This window comes from Alcaligenes sp. YSL9, assembly GCF_030515105.1.
Classification (GTDB): domain Bacteria; phylum Pseudomonadota; class Gammaproteobacteria; order Burkholderiales; family Burkholderiaceae_B; genus Alcaligenes; species Alcaligenes phenolicus.
In genome coordinates this window covers 283,812-305,512 of sequence record NZ_JALXJU010000001.1, presented here as the reverse complement: position 1 = coordinate 305,512, position 21,701 = coordinate 283,812, and the positions used below count along the sequence as shown (strand labels likewise).

The window sequence follows — 21,701 nt, the reverse complement described above, 5'->3', positions numbered from 1 at the left end:
AATGTCTCTTCAAGGTCGAAAGCAGACGCAAATACATTAATCTAGACTACTTACAAGACTTATGGTTAGAAACAAAAAGCCAATCAGCCTACAGCTGATTGGCTTTTTATCGAAACTCATTCACGCAGCAAAATCCTCTTCCCCCAGATACGCCGCCCTCACCTTCGGATCGTGCAGTAATTGCGCAGCCGGGCCTTCCAGGATAATCCGCCCCGACTCCATCACATATCCCCGATCTCCCAGCTCTAAAGCCAAACGCGCATTCTGCTCAATCAACAAAATCGTCACGCCTTCCTTCGCAATCGTCTGGATCAGTTCAAAAATCCGTTCGACCATAATCGGCGCCAAGCCCATAGACGGCTCATCCAGCAGCAGCAAAGAAGGCCGGGAAATCATGGCCCGTCCCATTGCCACCATCTGCTGTTCCCCGCCCGACAAAGTCCCAGCCGACTGCTTCTTACGCTCAGCCAGACGCGGAAACAGGGTATAGATACGCTCGATATCCTGCCGCACTTCGTGGTGGTCCTTGCGGGTATACGCTCCCATGGCCAGATTTTCTTCGATCGTCAGTTGCGGAAAAATCCCCCGCCCTTCCGGCACCATGACCACGCCGCGTCTCACCAACTGGTGCGATGGCAGGCCGACGATGCTTTCACCTTGGTGTTCTATCTGTCCTGCAGCGGCAGGCACAAGGCCTGTGATGGCTCTCAACGTGGTACTTTTACCGGCGCCGTTCGCACCGATCAAGCAAACCAGCTCGCCCTTGCCCACTCGCAGGTCCAGGCCACGTACCGCCCGGATGCCGCCATAAGCTACATCCAGACCCCGAATATCCAGCATCAACGGTTCTGTGCTCATGCCTTTTCCTCTTCAACGGTAATGCCCAGCTCTTTGGCTGCACCTGCGCCCAGATAGGCTTCGATCACGCGTGGGTTATGTTGGACTTCGGCGGGTTTGCCTTCGGCCAGGACTTTGCCGTATTCCAGCACCAGAACTCGATCACACAGGCCCATGACCAGCTTCATGTCGTGTTCGATCAGCAGGACGGTAATGCCGTCGCCACGGATTTTTTCTATCAGCTGGCGCAGGACTACTGTCTCAGATGGGTTCATACCGGCAGCGGGTTCGTCCAGAGCCAAGAGCATAGGATCGGTTGCCAATGCACGGGCGATTTCCAGGCGACGCTGGTCACCGTAAGACAAGGACCGAGCAATCTCATTAGCGTGCTGGGCAATGCCTACGTAATCCAGCAGCTCGTAGGCGCGGGCCTCGATCTGTTCTTCTTCCTGACGGGTAGCGCGGTTACGCAGCACCGCCCCCAGCACGCCTGCATGGGTGCGGACGTGGCGGCCAATCATGACGTTTTCCAGGGCAGACAGGCTGCCGAACAAGCGGATGTTCTGGAAGGTACGCGCGAAACCGGATTCAGCGATTTGATGGGGTTTGCAATCAGTCAGGTTGCGGCCTGCAAAGGTGCAACGACCCGACTCGGGGATGTACAAGCCTGTCATCACGTTGAACAGCGTGGTTTTACCCGCGCCGTTCGGGCCGATCAGACCGTAGATATCGCCTTTTCGGATGCTGAAGCTGACTTCAGACAAGGCCTGCAAACCGCCGAAGCGTTTGGACAAGCCTTCTGCCTGCAACAGCACCTCGCCGTCTTTTACTTGTTGGTTCATGCTCAAACTCATGCTTGCACCTGCTTCATTTTGCGTTCACGACGGCGCACTGCCGAGGGCCACAGGCCTTCAGGGCGATAAATCATGACCAGTACCAGGGCAAAGCCGAACAACAGCATACGAATGCCATCCGGGTCCAGAATCACGTCACCAAACACGCTTTGCTGCAGAGGTACGACGACGGAGCGCAGCAGTTCGGGGAAGACAGATAGCAGCAAGGCACCCACGATCACACCGGGGATATGGCCCATGCCACCCAGCACCACCATGCACAGCACGGAGATGGATTCGGTCAGGCTGAAACTCTCCGGGCTGACGAAGCCTTGCATGGAAGCAAACAAGCCCCCAGCCACACCACCAAAAGTTGCACCCATGGCAAAGGCCAGCAGTTTGACATTACGGGTATTGATGCCCATGGCCTTGGCAGCGATTTCATCTTCGCGGATCGCTTCCCAGGCGCGCCCAATGCGGGAGTGCTGCAGACGCACGCAGATGAACACAATCAGCAGTGTGATCAGCAGGAGCAGGTAATAGTACTTTTCTGGCCCGGTTATTCGTATGCCAAAAAGAGTTTCCGCCTTGCCGAAGATGAAGTCGCCAATCTTGAAGGTATCGACCCGGTTGATCCCTTGCGGACCGTTGGTGATGTTGACCGGCGCATCCAGGTTGTTCATGAAGATGCGGATAATTTCACCGAAACCCAGGGTCACAATGGCCAGATAGTCGCCCCGCAAACGCAGGACCGGAAAGCCTAGCAGCACACCGAATACGGCAGCCAGAGCGATACCGGCTGGCAGCACCATCCAGAACGGCAGGTGCAGACCAAAATGCGGCGATGCCAACATAGCCCAGACATAAGCCCCTACGGCATAGAAAGCGATATAGCCCAAGTCCAGCAGACCGGCAAAACCCACCACGATGTTCAGGCCCAGGGCCAGCATCACGTACAGCAAGGCAAAGTTCAGGGTGCGGATCCAGCTTTGCCCCGCCATACCCAGCACGAAGGGCAGAATAGCCAGCACCACACCAATCAGCAGCGCACCGACCCAGACTTTGGCGGGCGTTGCGGGGCGCTGCTTGGAGCCAGCGCCACTTAATGTTTGATTCAGACTCATGCGCGATCTCCCACACGTTCACCCAACAGGCCCGAGGGACGGAAAATCAGCACCAAGATCAGCACGATAAAAGAGAACACATCCTGATAGTTACTGCCAAAAACCCCATTGGTCAGGTCGCCGATATAGCCTGCTCCCAGAGCTTCTATCAAGCCCAGCAACAAGCCACCCAGCATGGCACCACCCAAATTACCAATGCCCCCCAGAACGGCGGCGGTAAATGCTTTGAGACCCAGCATGAAGCCCATCGTGTATTGGGCAACGCCGTAGTAAGTCACGATCATCACGCCTGCGACGGCAGCCAGGGCCGAGCCAATGACAAAAGCGGCGGAAATCACGGTATTGATATTCACCCCCATCAAGCCAGCTACTTCGCGGTTCTGGGCGGTTGCACGCATGGCGGTGCCCAGACGGGTGCGGTGCACCAGTACCATCAGGCCAGACATGATCGCAGCGGCACCACCGATAATCAGAATTTGCAGCAAGCTGATGCGCGCGTCACCCAGCTGGAACACCATGGGTTCAATAATGTGCGGGAAGCTCAGGTAATTGCGCCCCCAGATCATCATGGCCAGGTTCTGCACAATAAAAGACACACCAATGGCGGTAATCAAGGCGGCCAGACGAGGCGCACGACGCAAGGGACGATACGCATAACGCTCGGCAGTCCAGCCTATGCCCATGCAGACGGGGATAGCGGCCAAAAGGGCCAGCCCCACCATCAACCAGGCGGACAGGCCTGCCGGGTCCGCGCCGACCAGCGATAACACCACTGTCGTGGCCAGCATCGCCCCAACCATGACTACATCACCATGCGCAAAATTAATCAGGCCAATAATTCCATACACCATGGTGTAGCCCAGCGCCACCAAGGCGTAGACACTGCCCACGGTCAGGCCATTTATTAGTTGTTGTATCAGGATTTCCATAGATTGGGACTCGTGGTCATTGCTCCCTGCCCCGGCGCACGGCGATAGAACAGGGAGCGTGGGCCTGCCAAACACAGGCCACGGTAAAGATGAGCCCCGAAGGGCTCAAACTGCAGGATCAGAGATGCTTAGTTAGCCTGGCTGACCATGGTTTTAACCATCGTCCACTTGCCATCTTTAACTTCGTAGATGGTGACGGCGATTTCTTTCAGATCGCCGTTCTGGTCGTAGGCAATGTTGCTGCTGGTGGCGCCGTTGCGTTTCAATGCGGCCAGTTTGGGCAGGTAGTCTTCTGCCTTGGAAGAACCGGCTTCCTTCATGGCGGTGATCATGTTCCAGGCGCCGTCGTAGGCATACGGAGCGTAAACACCGGGTTCCGCCTTGAAGCGTGCCTGGTAGTCCTTGGCAAACTTCTCGCCAGCCGCCATGGTGGACAGAGGAACACCTGCCAGGGAGGCGTAGGTGCCGTCAGCGGCTGCACCGGCCAGACGCAGGAAGGTGTCGCTGCGCGTCATTTCGCCCGAAACCAGCGGGGCCTTGATGTCCAGCGTCTGCATTTGACGCTTCATCGGGCCGGACTGCGCATCCAGACCACCAAAGAAGATGGCATCGGGTGCCTTGGACTTGATGTTGGTCAGAATGGAGGTGAAGTCATTGGCTTTGTCCGTGGTGTATTCACGGGCCACAATCTGACCACCTGCTTTTTCTACCGCACGGGCAACCTGGTCAGTCAGACCTTGGCCGTAAGCGGTACGATCGTCGATCAGGGCTACTTTCTTGGCTGCCAGATCCTTGACGATGAACTGACCCACAGCGGCACCTTGCTGGGTGTCGCTGGTCATCATGCGGAAGGTGTTGTCGTAACCTTGCTGGGTGTACTCAGGCGAGGTTGCCATGGCGATCTGGGGGATGCCCGCGTCGTTGTACACACGCGAAGCAGGAATCGTGGTGCCCGAGTTGAAGTGGCCCAATACGCCATCAACACCGTCGTCCACAATTTGCTGAGCCACCTGAACCGCCGTACGCGGGTCAGCCTGGTCATCCTTGGCCACCAGTTCAAAACGGGCGGTTGCGCCATCAATTTCAATTTTCTGGGCGTTGGCCTCTTCCAGAGCCAGCACCAGGCCATTGCGCATGTCTTCACCGTAGTGAGCCTGCGGGCCGGTCAAGGGGGCGGAAAAACCCAGCTTGATTACCTTGTCAGCGGCAAAAGCAGGACTGGCTGCCAATGCACCAAAAACCGCGGTCGAAACCAAGGCCAATTTAAAGCTCGTGATGGACTGCATATTGTTCTCCTTCGTTTTTTAATATAGCCGCGCTACATGTCGGCCCGTGCCGTGAGAATGAACGCAGGGCCGCCGCTCCAGGTGAAATGTGCGACCAAACGTGTGCATAGAAATGGGTGCCATCTGATGTCAACCGACCATCATCAAACTGGCATTGCCCCCAGCTGCCGCTGTATTGGTACTGACCGAGACTTCGCGCAACAAACGCTCGATGAGGTAAGTCGCGCCCCCCTCCAATTCCTGCGTCAACAGCCCTTGAACCCCAACAATGGGTCCGCGGCGTTCAGCCACTTGTCCCAGTACGTGCCGGAGTTCGTCGCTGTCGCCTTCAAACAAAACAGCATCATAATCTGCCTCACCCAAATCGGACATGGCAATTTGCTCGGCAGGCGCGTCCTGCCAGCCTCCCAGACCCAAACGGTCCAGTAGGATGGCCTGATTGCCGCTGCGTGCGCAGGCCTCGCGCTGAGCTTGCCAGCCGTGCACGCTGACAGGCATGCACAGAACGCGACCTCGTGGGTGCAACTGATAAATATTGGACTCGCCCGTCGGACCAGGCAAGACCGCGCCCTGCTCCTGCCAAGCTTGCAAAGGCAGGTTCTGCGGGCAACGGCTAAGCAGTCGGCGCAAGTACAAGGGGCCGCCTGCTTTGGGGCCTGTACCCGACAAGCCCTCACCACCGAAAGGCTGTACACCCACCACCGCGCCCACCATATTGCGATTCACATAGACGTTGCCGGCGTGAATGCGGGAAACGACACGCTCCACGGTTTCATCCAGACGGGTGTGAACGCCAAAGGTCAGTCCGTAACCACGTTCGTTGATCTGATTGATCAGGCTATCCAGCTCGCTACGCTTGAAACGCATCACGTGCAGAACGGGGCCGAAAATTTCGCGTTCCAGGTCCTTGACCTGCTCGATCTCGATAATGGTCGGCAAGACAAAGGTACCTGTCAGGCTGCGGCTTTGTTCACTTTGCGTGATACGGAAACCAGCCTCGCGCATGGCGCTGATGTGCTCTTCGATACCGGAGCGGGCTTCTTCATCAATCACCGGACCTACATCCGTGCTGAGCAGGTCGGGATTGCCCACGCTCAGCTCCTGCATGGCACCGTTGAGCATGTTCAGCACACGCTCGGCCACATCTTCCTGAATGCACAGCAGCCGCAAGGCGGAACAACGCTGACCGGCCGAGTCGAAAGCAGAATTCAGCACATCAAACACCACCTGCTCAGGCAAGGCCGAGCTGTCGACCACCATGGCATTCAAGCCACCAGTTTCTGCAATCAGCGGGACGGCCTGACCGTCTGCCGTCAGGCGTTTAGCCAATTGACGATTCAAGCCCATGGCAACGGCGGTCGAGCCGGTAAACATCACAGCATTAACCTTCTCACTGGCCGCCAAAGGCGCGCCCACGGATGGGCCATCACCAGGCAGGAGCTGCAAGGCACCGGGAGCAATCCCTGCCTTGTGCAGCAGCTCGACGGCGGCCGCCGCAATCAGGCAGGTTTGTTCAGCAGGCTTGGCCAGGACGACGTTGCCTGCAGCCAGAGCCGCCGAGACCTGACCCAGGAAAATAGCCAAGGGGAAGTTCCAGGGGCTGATACACAGCACCACACCGACGGGACGATATTCGTCATTATCAAAGTCGCGCAGAACCTGTCCGGCGTAATAACGCAGGAAGTCCACGGCTTCACGCACTTCGGCAATCGCATTCGCATAGGACTTGCCAGCTTCACGCACCAGCAGGCCCATCAAGTCCTGCATATTATCTTCAAGCAGTTGGGCGGCTTGCTGCAGGGCAGCGGCACGCTCTTCTACCGGCGTAGCCTGCCAGATCGGTGCATAGTGGCTGGCGGCGTCCAAAGCCTGCTCCACATCCTGTGCAGTGGCAAACATGACCTGCCCCACTACGTCCTGATGATTGGCTGGATTACGCACAATCGTTGCCTTGGACTCGTCCCAGACCGGATTGCCCTGCCCCAGGATAGGCTGAGCCTGACGTGGCAAGGCAGCGGTTTGCATCAAGGTGGCGGCCAAAGAACCCAGGCGGTGCTCGTTGCTTAAATCCAGGCCAGCCGAGTTCAAGCGCTGCTCCGCCTCCCAGTACAACTGGCGCGGCAACGGAATCTTGTCATGGGGTCGACCCAAGGGTTGCAGGCTCAGGGCCTGAGCCACGGGGTCGGCAATCAGCTGCTCCATGTTCACATCGGCATCGCCAATTTGATTCACGAAAGAGGTGTTGGCACCGTTTTCCAGGAGACGACGCACCAGATACGCCAGCAAGGTTTCGTGAGAACCAACGGGTGCATAGATACGGCAAGGACGGTTCAGCTTGCCGTCCTTGATCGGGCCGACTACCTCGTCGTACAGGTCCTCGCCCATGCCGTGCAGGCACTGGAACTCATATTGGCCGGTGTAGTAGTTCTGGCCAGCCATCACATAAATAGCAGCCAGGGTTTGCGCATTGTGTGTCGCAAACTGCGGGTAGACGGCTTCTGGGGCCTGCAAAAGCTTGCGAGCGCAAGCCAGGTAAGACACGTCCGTGTGTACTTTGCGCGTGTAGACGGGATAGTCTTCCAGACCATCAACCTGAGCACGTTTGATTTCCGAATCCCAGTACGCGCCTTTCACCAGGCGCAGCATCAAGCGGTGACCGCTGCGACGGGCCAGATCAATCAGATAATCAATGACAAAAGGCGCGCGCTTTTGATAGGCCTGCACCACAAAACCAATGCCGTTCCAACCTGCCAAAGACGGATCAAAGCACAGCTTGTCCAGCAGATCCAGGGACACTTCCAGGCGGTCTGCTTCTTCGGCGTCAATATTCAGGCCCACATCGTAGTGATGCGCCAGTTGTGCCAAGGACAACAAGCGCGGGAACAACTCCCGCATGACGCGATCACGCTGGGAACGGCTGTAGCGTGGGTGCAGCGCGGACAGCTTGATGGAAATGCCGGGGCCTTCGTAAATCCCACGCCCCTGGCTGGCACGACCAATCGCGTGGATGGCCTGCTCGTAAGCCTGGTAGTAACGTTGCGCGTCTTCCGCTGTCGTCGCGGCCTCACCCAACATGTCGTAGGAATAACGGAAGCCCTGCTCCTCAAACTTGCGGCTATTGGCCAGTGCTGAAGCAATGGTTTGGCCAGTCACGAACTGTTCGCCCATCATGCGCATGGCAACGTCCACGCCTTTGCGGATCAAGGGCTCGCCACCCTTGCCAATCATGCGGGTCAAGGCGGAGGACAAATTCTTTTCACTATTTACACTGACCAGGCGCCCCGTCAGCATCAGGCCCCAGGTGGCGGCATTCACAAATAGCGAGGGGGACTCACCCATGTGTGCACGCCAGTCGCCGTGGCTGATTTTGTCGCGAATCAAGGCATCGCGTGTCGCGCGGTCAGGGATACGCAGCAAGGCCTCTGCCAGACACATCAGGGCAACGCCTTCCTGGCTGGACAAGGAGAATTCCTGGATCAAGCCTTCTACGCCGCCGCCACGGCGCTTGGCGCGCAAGGCTTTAACCAGACGAGCGGCCAACTCCTGGGCACGCGCACTTTGAGAAGAGCGCGCTGCACTTAACAGCAAGGGTAGACAGTCGGTTTCTGGACGGCGGTAGGCGGCGGTAATGGCAGCGCGCAACACACTTTGCGGTTGCACATCCTGCGCAAAACCGTAAAACGGGATGGAAGGCATGAGTACACCTTCTTCGGCAGCTTCGGAGTCACCCCCGCTTAGCAGCGCCAATTCGCTAGGCAACACACCACGCTCGATTCCTTCGATATAGGACAGCAAGGCCTGCTTATGCAGCCAATGCGGGGTGCACTGCAACTGATCCGCCGCACGCCGCAGCCGCTCGCGCAGTTCTATATCGACTTTAATCCCTAAGGTTGTGCTCGCCATGCTTCATATCCCGGTTACGCTTTGTTGACTGCGATAAGCCGAAATAATACTGGCGGTTAACCCAAATTCGTATTCAGGTTAACCCGAACAGGAAAAAGTTAACCCAAGTGGTTAACTGACGCAGAACATGGCTTTGCTCAGGTTAACCGGGACAGGTTTACCTTGCATTTGTGCGGCCAGTGCATCCGCCCAGCGCTGCTGCAATTGGCGATGCGCCTGCACCAGTTCTGGCACAGAGGACGCAGGCTCGGAGTCCAGCCAGCGGCATTGCTGGGCCTCCCCCTCAAAGCCAACTGGCGTCAGTGTCCAGCTCAACTCCAGGGTAGCGCGTTCGCCATAGACAGATTCGAAGCGCTGTACCAGCACATCGATCTGCCACAGCGGTGTTTTCGGAGCAGCGCTGGCCAACTGGGGAACGCCCAGGCGATCCTGCAAACCAGACGCCAAAGCCAGGGACATTTCATCAGGTAAAGGTGAGGCCCACTGGCTATCATTGAGCAGATTGACTTGCCCGCCCGCAGTCTGCGTCAGTACAAAGGATCGACGATCCAATTGAGCAGGCACATCCATGCGTCGCAGCTGAAAGCCCTTCCACACTTGAGTGGAAGGAGCCGCAGCCGCCGGAGCGGCATTGGACGCTTGCAAGGTGTAGTAAGTGGGCGTGGTCGAGGCGCAAGCCGTCAGCAAACCGGCGAACGCCACGGGAATCAGAAAACGAGACATCATGGCGCAGGCTCCGGCAGCACGTCAGGGGAACGACCTCGCAGGACCGCCGAGGGCTGGCTTTGCAAGGTATCGCTTAAATCACGCAGGGATCGCAAGGAGCGTTTCAGTTCGCTCAGGGTTTGATCCACAGAGGTATTGAAGGAAGAATCCGAATCCAGCATGGCGCCCAGTTTCTGAACAGCGGCATCCATGGACTTGAGAGCGCCATTGAGCTGCGGCACTGTCGTTTTGTCCAGTTGCTTGAGCACCTGACCCAGCTCCGTGAGCCCGCTTTGCAGATTCTTGCCGATCTGATCGAACGGGATAGCAGCAATCTTGGTAACGATATCGCTGACCTGCTCCTGCAAACGATCAAAATCCCCGGCGATCACAGGCACCACCAAAGGTTTGGCGGTCTCGTCGAACTCGGCTTCAGGGGCCTTGTCGAAGAATTCCAAAGCAATGTACTGCTGGCCCGTAATCAGGCTGGCAGGACGCAATTGACCACGCAGACCACGCTCAACCATCGGTTTGAACAAGGCGCTCATTGGATCTTTCTCGTCCGGTCTAGCCTCCACCACCCGCTCGTACAGGCGGCCAAAACGCTGCGGATAGATACGTGCCTTCACCAGGGCAAAGAAGCGCTTACGCTCAAAATCAAACTCCAGATCCACATCGTAGACCTGCCCCAGCTCCAGGCCCCGGAACTCCACCTTGGAGCCCGGCACCAGGCCACGCACGGACTGATGGAAATGGAAGCGCAATTCAACCGCGGGACCATCCGGCTCAGCCATCGCGCGCTCTTGTGTGGGGAACAGTTCGTATTGCGAATCAGCCTGAGCAACATCCGTAGGCTCGCCTTCCATCTGATCAAAGGCCAGACCTCCTGCCAAGGCAGAGACCAAGGAATGCGTACGCACATTAAAGCCGGTGGAATCCAGCGACATATTGACGCCGCTGACGTTCCAGAAGCGCGAGCCCTGCGTCACGAATTTGTCGTTAGGAGCATCGACAAACACCTGCACACGCACCCCATTGCCTTCTTCGTTCAGTTCATAACTGCTGACTTGCCCAACCTGTATGCCCTTGTAGTACAAGGGCGAACCCAGATCCAGCGAGCCCAATTCGGGCGCAGTCAACACGTAGCGCTTACCAGCACGGCCACTGGTTACTTCCGGCGGACTTTCCAGGCCCACAAAGTCCAGTTGCTCGCCTTTTTTATTCACTTCAAAAGGCGCGTCCACACCGATATAAACACCCGACAACAAGGTGCCCAGACCGGAGACCCCACTTAAACCCAAACGCGGGCGCACCACCCAGAACCGCGTGTCTTTTTGGGTAATGAACTCGGAGCCATCACGCTCGAGCTGCGCCGTGACCAAAACCCCTTTTCGATCCGGAGACACCTGAATGTCCGAAATCGTACCCACATCCACTTCGCGATAACGTAACTTGGTTTGGTCCACGGCCAAGCCCTCGGCTGAATCAAAGCTGATCGTGATACGCGGTCCGGTCAACATCCAGTTGCGCAGCACCAAAGACGCCCCCACCACGGCGGCGGCTATGGGCAAAATCCAGATCCAGGAGAATCGGGATCGCTTGGCAGGAATCAGTCTAGGCTGCGCGGGCTCGGTCTGACCGTCAGGCTGATTAGTTGTAGGATCGTGCACCTTGTTTCCTTCAGGAAGTCGCCTGTGAGGCAGGCGGAGACGGCGTAGTTTGCGGTTCTATTATTGGTTCTTCGTGGGTATCCTGGTCCCAGCCTTGGCGAGGGTCGTAGCTAAGCGCGGCCAGCATGGTCAAAACCACCACCATGCCAAAGCTCAAGGCCCCCGCTCCAGGAATAATCTGCGACAAGCCTGGGAAGTTGGCCAGTGCTGCCATCAGAACCACCACGAATACGTCCAGCATGGACCATTGCCCAATCAGCTCGACCATGTCGTAAATGCGATTGCGTTGACGCTGTACAGCATTGCCACGCCAACGACGCCCCAACAAAAGAATCATCAAAGCCAGGAGTTTGGTGATGGGGACCACAATACTGGCGATGAACACGATCAATGCCAAGTCCCAGGAGCCCAGTTGCCAGAGTTCAATGACCCCACCCAGAATCGTATGCGCGCTACTGCCTAAAATGCTGCGCAGCTCCATGACAGGCAGGACATTGGCGGGAATATAGAACACGCAGGCCGTCAACACCAGAGCGGCCACCCGTGCGCGGCTATTGGGCTTGCGTTTATGCACAGTTGCACCACAACGGTCACAGTCCGGTTTCTGGCTGGACTGCACAAAGCCACAGTGGGTACAGGCACTCCAGATTGGATGCTCTTTCAAGACCTGCCGGGTCGAAACCGGCACCAGATCACGATCCTCCGCCCAGCGCCACAAGCGCCCCGCCGTAATACGGCTCAAGCCGGTCAGCAGGAAGGTCAGAGCAAAAAAGGCGTACAGACCTGGCGCAATCGTCAAATGCCCGATCCCGGCAAATTTCACCATGGCCACAATCAAGCCCAGGAACAGCACAGCCGTCATGGACCAATGCTCCAGATGGCTCAAGGCCCGCAGCCCAATACCGAAATCGCCCGGCAAGGGCTTTTCCCTGGCAATCAGGCCCAAGGCCCAGAACTGGAAAATCAGTTGAAACAACGGCAGCCAGAATCCCACCAACCCCGCCATGACGGACAAGCCCCAATACCCCTGCTGCCAGATCAGCAACAGGGCTTTGGGAAACGTGGGCGACACTGTTTTACCCGCCATGCTCAGATAGACGACGGGAAACAGATTGGCAATCAGAAAAAGGATAAAAACCGCCAAGACCAGCGCTTGCCATTCACGTGGTGAAAAGCGGCTGTGGCGGTAAAGTTCAGTATCGCAACGCACACAACGAGCGAGCCCCGCTCCTTGAACGGGGACTCGCTCGTGTACGGTGTCACAGTGCGTACAGACGATTAAGGGGCGCGATGCCCTCACGGCTTAGTCGACTAATTCCGGCTCGGGACGCGAAGAGGCCTTGCTACCGGGCTCATCAGGTCCTGAAGAAGGATATTCCAGTACCACCTCGCCGTTCTCGTCCAGATCCACCTCGACCTGACCACCATCGACCAGACGACCAAACAGCAGCTCGTCGGCCAGGGCACGGCGAATAGTGTCCTGAATAAGCCTGTGCATGGGGCGGGCACCCATGGCTGGGTCGAAGCCCTTGGCAGCCAAATGTTCGCGCAAGGCGTCCGAGAAGGACACTTCGACGCGTTTCTCGTGCAGCTGGTTTTCCAGCTGCATCAGGAACTTGTCCACCACGCGCAGGATAATGTCGCGCGACAAAGGCTTGAAGCCAATGATCGCATCCAGACGGTTACGGAACTCTGGCGAGAAGTGACGCTTGATATCCTGCATTTCATCACCCGAGCGCTGGGGCTGGGTAAAGCCAATGCTGGTCTTGTTCAGCGCTTCGGCTCCGGCGTTGGTGGTCATGATCAGGATGACGTTGCGGAAATCAGCCTTGCGACCGTTGTTATCCGTCAGCGTGCCGTGATCCATCACCTGCAGCAGGATGTTGTAGACGTCCGGGTGCGCTTTCTCGATTTCGTCCAGCAGCAGCACGCAGTGCGGCTGTTTGGTAACGGCTTCGGTCAGCAAACCGCCCTGGTCGAAACCGACGTAACCAGGAGGAGCACCGATCAGGCGCGACACGGTGTGACGCTCCATGTATTCGGACATGTCAAAGCGCAGCAGCTCTACGCCCAGCACAAAGGCCAACTGACGCGCCACTTCGGTTTTACCCACGCCGGTCGGGCCGGAGAACAGGAAGGAACCAATAGGCTTGTCAGGCAGCCCCAGGCCAGAGCGCGCCATCTTGATGGCAGCCGCCAAGGCGTCAATGGCTACATCCTGACCAAACACCACCGATTTCAGATCGCGGGCCAGGGTTGCCAGCTTGTTGCGATCATCACTGGAGACCGTCTGGGGCGGAATGCGTGCAATACGCGAAACCGTTGCCTGGATGTCGGCCTTGCCGATAACCTTTTTCTGCTTGGAACGTGGCAGCAAGCGCTGCGCTGCACCAGCCTCGTCGATCACGTCGATGGCCTTGTCCGGCAAAAAGCGGTCGTTGATATAACGGGCGGACAACTCCGCTGCCGCCGTCAGGGCCGCTGCCGAGTAACGTACACCGTGGTGCTCTTCGAAATTGGACTTCAAACCACGCAGAATCTGGATGGTTTGCTCCACCGTCGGCTCTGCCACATCGATTTTCTGAAAGCGACGCGACAAGGCGTGGTCTTTTTCGAAAATTCCGCGGTATTCCGAGTAGGTAGTCGCACCCAGACACTTGAGCTGACCGGAGGACAGCGCAGGCTTGAGCAGGTTGGACGCATCCAGCGTACCGCCCGAAGCCGAGCCGGCTCCGATCAGTGTGTGGATTTCGTCAATAAACAAAATGGACTGTGCCGTTTCCTTGAGCTGCTTGAGCACCGCCTTCAGACGTTGTTCGAAGTCGCCCCGATACTTGGTACCGGCCAGCAAGGCACCCATATCCAGCGCGTAAACACGCGCTTCGCTAAGAATATCAGGGACGTCACCACGCTGAATGCGCAGCGCCAAGCCTTCGGCAATCGCGGTTTTACCCACGCCAGCCTCTCCGACCAGCAAGGGGTTGTTCTTGCGGCGGCGGCACAGCACCTGGATGACACGCTCCACTTCCTTTTCACGGCCAATCAAGGGATCAATGCGACCCAGGCTGGCTTCGGTATTCAGGTCTGTAGCGTACAGATCCAATGGGGACTTCTGGGCGTCCGAGCGCGTGTCGGCTTCCGCAGCAGCGGCGGCCTTGGGTGGCTCGGGGGCAGCAGGTTCCGGATTGGCCTTGGTGATACCGTGCGAGAGGAAATTGACAACATCCAGACGCGAGACACCTTGTTGCTGCAGGTAATACACCGCATGCGAGTCTTTTTCCCCGTACATCGCCACCAGCACATTGGCACCGGAAACCACATTTTTACCGGAGTTGCTGGACGATACGTGCATGATGGCACGCTGTATCACACGCTGAAAGCCCAGCGTGGGTTGGGTATCGACCTCGCCTTCACCAGGAAAAGTGGGCGTATTTTCATTAATGAATTTACGCAGATTCTGGCGCAGTGCATCAATATCGGCAGCACATGCTTTCAACACTTCCAGCGTGGAGGCGTTATCGAGCAGGGACAACAGCAGATGCTCTACCGTGATGAATTCATGGCGCGCGGCACGAGCCTCGACAAAGGCCATGTGTAGACTGACTTCAAGTTCTTCGGAGATCATGCTTCCTCCTACACGGCAAGAGTAAAACTAGGGGTTAAAGCTATTCTATGACTAATTTGCCTGATCTGAACAATACGGTAAACCATTAAATGGTCAAGCATCAGGCACCGGCTCCATCACACACTGCAAAGGGTGCTGTCGCGACTGCGCCAGTTGTCGCACAATTTCCACCTTGGTGGCGGCAATGTCGCGTGGATACACACCACAGACCGCCCGACCCTCGTAATGTACTTTAAGCATAAGCTGTTCGGCCTGCTCTGGGGTCTTGGCAAATACCCGCTCCAGTATATTCACCACGAACTCCATGGGTGTGTAGTCATCATTGAGCAAGATGACCTGATACATGGGTGGTGGGGCAAGCCGCGCGGATTGGCGCTCTACCGTTGTGGCGCCTTGCTTATCGATCTCAATGGCCATAATACAGAACTAGGTGCTTTCCATAGGTTGACTGGGGGGAACAAAATTCAGCATCATCCGACTGATCGTGTCAACTTCACAATAAAAAGTGAGGTGCCGCGATCACAGGCCCAGGGAGGGGCCGAAAAAAGTATCAACCATACACTAAGTTGAGAGGCAGCAAGCATGTCGGAAACTACCACCACCGCAGGCACTGGAGACAATCAAAAACTATCCGGGACCGTTAAGTGGTTCAATGATGCCAAAGGCTTTGGGTTTATTACACCCGATAACGGCGGCGAAGATCTCTTCGCTCATTTTTCATCCATTCAGATGAACGGGTTCAAGACTTTGAAAGAAGGCCAGAAAGTTCTGTATGAAGTCGCCCAAGGCCCCAAAGGCAAGCAGGCACTTAATATTACTTCGCCTTAAGATCTCTTGCGCTCTCGATTCTAACAAAAGCAGGTTCGCAACACACATGCAGTATCGCACTACGACTACGGGGCCTGCGCGCCCTGTTTTTTTTGCCTGTCTTCTGGCAGCGCTTTGTATTAGCGCCCCGGTCCAGGCGGATGAGACTCTTCCCACCCTGACACTATCCCTGGGTTCCAAACAAATCCAGGCGGAAGTGGCCGATCGCGACGAGACTCGTGCACAAGGTTTGATGCATCGAGAAAGCCTGGCCCCCGATCACGGCATGTTATTCGTATTCGAGCAAAGCGGAATGCCTTGCTTCTGGATGAAGAATACGCCTCTGCCGCTGGATATCGCCTTCATTACTGAAGAAGGCACGATCACCAATATCGAGGCCATGCAACCCTTTGATCTTCAATCCCACTGCCCGGTGCGACCTGTGCGCTATGCCTTGGAGATGGAACAAGGCTGGTTCAAGCAAGCAGACAAAAAGGCCGGTGAGACAATCACCGGCCTGCCTGCCCTGCAACCTTAGTTAGACGCGCTCAAGAATCAAAGCCACGCCCTGGCCGACACCAATACACATGGTGCACAGGGCGTAGCGTCCGCCTGTGCGATGCAATTGGTTAATGGCCGCAATCGCCAGACGCGCACCACTGGCACCCAGAGGGTGACCCAGCGCAATCGCGCCCCCGTTCGGGTTCACGCGAGGATCGTTATCAGCCAGACCCAGCATGCGAGTCACCGCCAGACCTTGAGCGGCAAAGGCCTCGTTCAGCTCGATCACATCCATTTGATCCAGAGTCAGACCCGCCAAAGCCAGCACCTTCTGGCTGGCAGGTGCCGGGCCAATACCCATGATGCGTGGCTCCACACCAGCAAACGCCATGGCCACCACACGAGCGCGCGGAGTCAGGCCTTGGGCTTCGACGGTTGCCTTGTTGGCAACCAGCAGCGCGCAAGCACCATCGTTCACACCCGAGGCATTGCCCGCGGTCACGGTGCCATCGGCACGCACGACAGGCTTCAAGCGAGTCAGGGACTCCAGAGTCGTGGCACGTGGGTGCTCGTCCTTATCCACCACAATGGGATCGCCCTTGCGCTGGGGAATGATCACAGGGGTAATTTCTTCAGCCAGAATGCCGGCTTCCTGGGCAGCGGCCGCACGCAGCTGGCTATTCAGGGCAAACACGTCCTGGTCTTCACGGGACACATTGAACTGCTGAGCCACGTTTTCAGCCGTTTCGGGCATGGAGTCCACACCGTACTGCTCTTTCATGGCTTTGTTGATGAAGCGCCAGCCAATCGTGGTGTCATAAATACCCGCGCTGCGGGAGAACGCCGTTTCAGCCTTGCCCATGACGAAGGGAGCGCGGCTCATGCTTTCCACACCACCGGCCAGGATGAAAGAGGCATCGCCAGCGCGAATGGCGCGAGCAGCCGAACCAATCGCGTCCAGGCCCGAACCGCACAGACGGTTCAAGGTCACGCCAGGCACGTCCACGGGCAAACCGGCCAGCAGAGCGGACATCCGCGCCACGTTGCGGTTGTCTTCACCCGCCTGGTTGGCGCAGCCGTACATCACATCATCCAGCTTGCTCCAATCGACTTGGGGGTTGCGCTTCATCAGCGCGGCAATAGGCACCGCACCCAGGTCATCCGCCCTCACAGCGGACAGCGAACCGCCATAACGTCCGAAAGGCGTACGAATTGCGTCACAAATAAAGGCGTCCTGACTCATGAAATTCACCCTGATATCTTGAATAAAATCACGCGAGAGCACTATGAAGAGCGCTCGAAATCTACTGTTTTGATAGTAGCGCTTGAGTACAGCCGGGTTTTTTCTGGTGATTCAGCATGTCCGCAGTGCGGTCAGTTTAGCGCATCCAGTCCCGAACGATCCGGCGGTCTATGCGCCAAAGCGCCTGGTACAGTGACAAGCCGAATCCGCAGCAGGAAAAGCTTATTCAACTCTCATACCCGCAACGCCAGGTAATCACGGCATTAAGAAAACAAGACGCGCTCGCACAGGAAAGCAGACGGAAGCCCTCTTTCCTGCACTCAAACCAATATGAGGACGCTCGTTTTTACAATCGCCAGCCGAACGACCCACTCAAAGCAGCGCTAGAACGGTTCGGCGCAATTAAGCGCTTGACCACTTGAAGCAACTTTCGCTTGTGCCAATTCTAGTCGGGCGGCCAGGATGTCAGCCTGGAAGGCCTCCTCACTCTGCACACGAGCCACCGCGGCGGCGCCTACCACACGCCCCGCCTCCACATCACTTTGCCAATGTACATTGCAAATGACACGGCTTTGACCGAAAGACAGGCCACGAGCCAGCAACTCATTACTTCGTTCGGGGCTGATCTGCGCCAACACTAGTGCCCATGCCCAGCCAGCAGCCGCATGGCCCGAGGGATAGGAACCATCATTGCGCAAAAACTCCTCATCCGCTGGCGTGCATGTATCTTCATTATGAAGATCGAAAGGACGCACCCGCTGATACTTGTTTTTGGCTCCGTAAGTGGATAGACCCGCATCAGGCAACAAGCGACGCATCATCTGATAAATAACCGGCGTGCTCTCTTGGTCGATTTGAACTCCCAATGCGCACGAATAATTCTGAGCGGGCCGTGGAAATACCAAGTCTGCATCTTGTTTAGCCAGTGCCCAGCGAGCTGACCCTTTTAGCTGCCCGGCAGCCCGACGCGCTTCTTCATCCCGGGCAAAGGCCGCACTATCTGCAGCCGGCGGCGGATCGAGGAGCATCACACTATCAGGCAGTTCAGTTTGGTCCAAGTAACCAGCCACTCGCTTGACGGAAGAGTGACTTTCCTTGACTTCCAAATGTGTAGAAGGCTGAGCGCTCAACTGACCCGCCGACAAAACCAAGACACTGCCCACCAGGCCCAACAAGGCAGGACGAACACGCAAAGCAGCAGACATAGCAGACCTCGACTAAAGGAGCAAAAAGCCCCGGTTTCGGAAAACGCCAACGGCCGCGTGTGGAGCTCTTGACCCGGCTGAGACCGGTAAACACTGAAGCTGCACCCCGGCACGATTGGAAGGCAATCCGCGATCTTGCCATTGCAGCCGCCAAACTGAATAGCGTGCTTGCCATTTGGTGCCACAGATCAAGCACCCTCATGGCCTGCTCATGGCATACTTCCCCCGTTGACATCCTCTACAGGCTCATCACCATGCAAGGCAACCCCGAAGTCCTCGACTATCTGAATCAACTGCTGCGCGGCGAACTCGCAGCGCGCGACCAGTACTTTATCCATTCCCGCTTTTACGAGCATCTGGGTTTCACGCAGCTTTACGAGCGCATGAACCACGAAATGGAAGAAGAAACACAGCACGCTGACGCCCTGATACGCCGCATCCTGATGCTCGACGGTATTCCCGACATGCGCCCCAATGCGTTTGAACCCGGCAAGGACGTGGTCGGCATGTTGCGCAAGGATCTGGAACTGGAATATGAAGTTCGCGCGGCTCTGCAAAAAGGCATAGCACTGGCAGAATCCGCCAGCGATTTCGTGACACGCGACATCATTCTGGCCCAGTTGCGCGACACGGAAGAAGACCACACCTACTGGCTGGAGAAGCAATTGGGCCTGATCGAAAAAGTGGGCCTGGAAAACTACCAGCAATCCCAGATGTAAGGTCTTCAAAAACAAGGCACGGCCGCACACGCCCTATGACTTGTTTTCATTGAAGCCAAAAAAAACCGCCAGCATGCGCATGGCGGTTTTTTTTATTGCCGGGTAGCCCTCCGATGAGCGCTACCCTCAACCAGGACGATTAACCCAGGTTCTTGGCGGCAAAGTCCCAGTTCACCAGGTTCCAGAAAATTTCCAGGTACTTGGGACGGGCATTGCGGTAGTCGATGTAGTAGGCGTGTTCCCACACATCACAGGTGATCAGGGCGACGTCGTCGGAAGTCAGCGTCGTGCCAGCGTTGCTGGTGTTGACGATGTCCAGGGAACCGTCGGCCTTTTTGACCAACCAGGTCCAGCCCGAACCGAAGTTGCCAACGGCAGACTTGGTGAAGGCTTCTTTGAAGGCGTCAAAGCTGCCCCATTTGGCGTTGATGGCATCAGCCACTTTGCCGGTAGGAGCGCCGCCGCCGTTAGGGGACAGGCTGTTCCAGTAGAAAGTGTGGTTCCAAACCTGAGCAGCGTTGTTGAACACGCCACCGGAGGATTTCTTGACCACATCTTCCAGGGAAGCGTTTTCAAATTCGGTGCCAGCAACCAGATTGTTCAGGTTGGTGACGTAAGCCTGGTGATGCTTACCGTAGTGAAACTCCAAGGTTTCCTTGGAGATATGTGGCTCAAGGGCGTTGAGTTCGTATGGAAGAGCTGGAAGAGTGAATGCCATTTCAATTCCTTCTAAAAAAAAACCGTGTTTGGTATCCAACAAGGACGACGCAGCCTAGAGCAGATCGTGCGTGCGCACCACATCCACCGACACATGACCGCGACTCAACTCGACATCGAGTCGTTCACCAATCTTTAAGTCTAACGCATTTTTTACAACTTTCCCCTCGCTATCCCTGACTATGGCATATCCACGATTGATGATAAGGCGCGGGGACAAGGCTTGCAGCGTTTGCTGGGCCGCGGCCAGGCGCTGGCGACGCAAAACCAGCGCATGATCCAGACCTTTTTCCAGCCGTTGGAAAAGCATATTCAGATTTTGCTGTCTTGACGTCAGCTGAGGAATGCTGCGCTCCAAACGCGCCCTCAAGGTAGTCAGGCGCAACGCAGCAGTATCGGGGACGCTGCGAGCCACACGTTGCAGTCTTTGGGTGAGATGATCCAGACGTTGCTGCTGCTGGGCCAGGCGTTGATGCGGAGAGACCAATTTGGCTACCGCCCGATCCAGACGCAGAGAGGCCCGGTCCAGATGACGCTGCACACCGTGGCTCAACGCGCCCATGCGCGCAAACACCTGTTCCAGTAACTGATCGCGCCCCAGACAGGCCAGTTCGGCGGCGGCGGTTGGCGTGGGTGCGCGCAAGTCAGCTACAAAATCAGCAATGGTGAAGTCTGTCTCGTGCCCCACCCCACTAATAATAGGGATAGGACTGGACGCGATCAGACGCGCCAGACCTTCGTCGTTAAAAGCCCAGAGATCTTCCAGACTTCCGCCCCCACGCACCAGCAAGAGCGTATCAACCTCGGCCCGCTCAATCGCGGTTTCCAGAGCTTGCCGCAATCGCGGCGGTGCTTCTGCTCCTTGAACCGGAGCAGGATAAATAATGATGCGCACGTGCGGAGCACGACGCTCCATCGCTGTCAGGACATCCCGCAAGGCCGCGGCTGCCAGGGAAGTGATAATACCTATGCTGCGCGGCAAGGTGGCGATGGGGCGTTTGCGCTCATGATCGAACAAACCTTCGCTTTGCAACTGCCCTTTCAGCCGCAAAAAGGCTTCGTGCAAATCCCCCAGCCCGGCGCGGCGCATGCCTTCCACCTGAACCTGGAAGTCCCCGCGTGCCTCGTACAAGGTAACCGAGCAACGAAACTCGAAGCGCTCGCCCGCACGCGGCACGAATCCCACGGCCTGGGCACGCCCCCGAAACATCACGGCACGAACGGCCGCCTTGTCATCCTTGATGGAAAAGTACCAATGCCCCGAAGCGGCCTGGGTAAAGTTCGACACCTCACCACTGACCCAAACCACGGGCATATGCTCATCCAGCAATTGGCTGACACGGCGATTCAACTGTGCCACGGTCCATACCGCAGGTGCTCTAGATTCTTGATAATGCATCATATTCTTTGTTTTTGACTCGCCCCGAACGAGTTTTCCACCGTTCCGTATCCACAACTGTCATGCTTTTGTCAAATAGACGCCAAGACAATGGCTTCCGTTGAACACCTGATGCAGCACTTTATCGAAACCGGATAAGCCATTGAAATTAAAGACTATTTATAAAAACACCAAGATGGTCGAAAATTAGCCAGAGAA

Annotated in this window: 18 protein-coding genes; 3 read left to right on the top strand and 15 right to left on the bottom strand. The window is 56.7% G+C overall.

The features are described 5' to 3' along the window. Positions 1-120 precede the first annotated feature (120 nt). The 11 genes from M2Q46_RS01425 to clpS form a co-directional block, all read right to left on the bottom strand. On the bottom strand, positions 121-858 hold the full coding sequence (locus M2Q46_RS01425; RefSeq protein WP_021446747.1) for an ABC transporter ATP-binding protein: 738 nt from the start codon (positions 856-858) through the stop codon (positions 121-123). Continuing rightward, on the bottom strand, positions 855-1,691 hold the full coding sequence (locus M2Q46_RS01420; protein ID WP_302356433.1) for an ABC transporter ATP-binding protein: 837 nt from the start codon (positions 1,689-1,691) through the stop codon (positions 855-857). The genes M2Q46_RS01425 and M2Q46_RS01420 overlap by 4 nt, the downstream gene beginning before the upstream one ends. Beyond that, positions 1,688-2,794 (bottom strand): ABC transporter ATP-binding protein, encoded by a 1,107-nt coding sequence (locus M2Q46_RS01415; protein ID WP_021446748.1) that lies wholly within the window; start codon positions 2,792-2,794, stop codon positions 1,688-1,690. The genes M2Q46_RS01420 and M2Q46_RS01415 overlap by 4 nt, the downstream gene beginning before the upstream one ends. Next, positions 2,791-3,723: a branched-chain amino acid ABC transporter permease gene (locus M2Q46_RS01410; protein ID WP_021446749.1), complete on the bottom strand. Its 933-nt coding sequence runs from the start codon at positions 3,721-3,723 to the stop codon at positions 2,791-2,793. The genes M2Q46_RS01415 and M2Q46_RS01410 overlap by 4 nt, the downstream gene beginning before the upstream one ends. A gap of 128 nt (positions 3,724-3,851) precedes the next feature. Next, positions 3,852-5,009 carry a branched-chain amino acid ABC transporter substrate-binding protein gene (locus M2Q46_RS01405; RefSeq protein WP_009455707.1) on the bottom strand — a complete coding sequence of 386 codons (1,158 nt, stop codon included), beginning with the start codon at positions 5,007-5,009 and terminating at the stop codon, positions 3,852-3,854. A gap of 129 nt (positions 5,010-5,138) precedes the next feature. Further along, a complete protein-coding gene (gene putA / locus M2Q46_RS01400) occupies positions 5,139-8,912 on the bottom strand; it encodes a trifunctional transcriptional regulator/proline dehydrogenase/L-glutamate gamma-semialdehyde dehydrogenase (protein ID WP_302356430.1) in 3,774 nt (1,257 codons plus the stop codon). Positions 8,913-9,023: 111 nt separating this feature from the next. Further along, positions 9,024-9,638, bottom strand: coding sequence for a membrane integrity-associated transporter subunit PqiC (locus M2Q46_RS01395; RefSeq protein WP_302356428.1), 615 nt, complete (start codon positions 9,636-9,638; stop codon positions 9,024-9,026). After that, on the bottom strand, positions 9,635-11,287 hold the full coding sequence (locus M2Q46_RS01390) for an intermembrane transport protein PqiB (RefSeq protein WP_115635109.1): 1,653 nt from the start codon (positions 11,285-11,287) through the stop codon (positions 9,635-9,637). The genes M2Q46_RS01395 and M2Q46_RS01390 overlap by 4 nt, the downstream gene beginning before the upstream one ends. Positions 11,288-11,297: 10 nt before the next feature. Beyond that, complete coding sequence (locus tag M2Q46_RS01385; RefSeq protein ID WP_302356426.1) at positions 11,298-12,497, bottom strand: paraquat-inducible protein A; 1,200 nt, start codon at positions 12,495-12,497, stop codon at positions 11,298-11,300. Positions 12,498-12,590: 93 nt separating this feature from the next. Further along, a complete protein-coding gene (clpA, locus tag M2Q46_RS01380) occupies positions 12,591-14,912 on the bottom strand; it encodes an ATP-dependent Clp protease ATP-binding subunit ClpA (protein ID WP_035268183.1) in 2,322 nt (773 codons plus the stop codon). 93 nt (positions 14,913-15,005) lie between these two features. Beyond that, positions 15,006-15,329, bottom strand: coding sequence for an ATP-dependent Clp protease adapter ClpS (gene clpS, locus M2Q46_RS01375; RefSeq protein WP_026482895.1), 324 nt, complete (start codon positions 15,327-15,329; stop codon positions 15,006-15,008). Between the two features lie 165 nt (positions 15,330-15,494). On the opposite strand from clpS, the gene M2Q46_RS01370 reads away from it, so the two are divergent. Continuing rightward, positions 15,495-15,740 (top strand): cold-shock protein, encoded by a 246-nt coding sequence (locus M2Q46_RS01370; protein ID WP_003801483.1) that lies wholly within the window; start codon positions 15,495-15,497, stop codon positions 15,738-15,740. Positions 15,741-15,786: 46 nt separating this feature from the next. Further along, on the top strand, positions 15,787-16,257 hold the full coding sequence (locus M2Q46_RS01365) for a DUF192 domain-containing protein (RefSeq protein ID WP_115635105.1): 471 nt from the start codon (positions 15,787-15,789) through the stop codon (positions 16,255-16,257). On the opposite strand, the gene pcaF is transcribed toward M2Q46_RS01365, so the two are convergent. Continuing rightward, positions 16,258-17,463 (bottom strand): 3-oxoadipyl-CoA thiolase, encoded by a 1,206-nt coding sequence (gene pcaF, locus M2Q46_RS01360; RefSeq protein ID WP_009455691.1) that lies wholly within the window; start codon positions 17,461-17,463, stop codon positions 16,258-16,260. Positions 17,464-17,846: 383 nt separating this feature from the next. Further along, positions 17,847-18,668, bottom strand: a complete 822-nt coding sequence (locus M2Q46_RS01355) for a phosphatase PAP2 family protein (RefSeq protein WP_302356424.1) — start codon at positions 18,666-18,668, stop codon at positions 17,847-17,849. Positions 18,669-18,922: 254 nt separating this feature from the next. Between M2Q46_RS01355 and bfr the strand changes: the two genes are divergently transcribed. After that, positions 18,923-19,387, top strand: a complete 465-nt coding sequence (gene bfr, locus M2Q46_RS01350; RefSeq protein WP_035268187.1) for a bacterioferritin — start codon at positions 18,923-18,925, stop codon at positions 19,385-19,387. A gap of 139 nt (positions 19,388-19,526) precedes the next feature. Here bfr and sodB read toward each other — a convergent pair whose 3' ends face one another. Both sodB and xseA read right to left on the bottom strand, forming a co-directional pair. Beyond that, entirely contained in the window at positions 19,527-20,105 is a 579-nt protein-coding gene (gene sodB, locus M2Q46_RS01345; RefSeq protein WP_009455685.1) for a superoxide dismutase [Fe], read from the bottom strand. Positions 20,106-20,159: 54 nt separating this feature from the next. Next, positions 20,160-21,506, bottom strand: a complete 1,347-nt coding sequence (gene xseA, locus M2Q46_RS01340; RefSeq protein WP_302356421.1) for an exodeoxyribonuclease VII large subunit — start codon at positions 21,504-21,506, stop codon at positions 20,160-20,162. Positions 21,507-21,701: the final 195 nt, after the last annotated feature.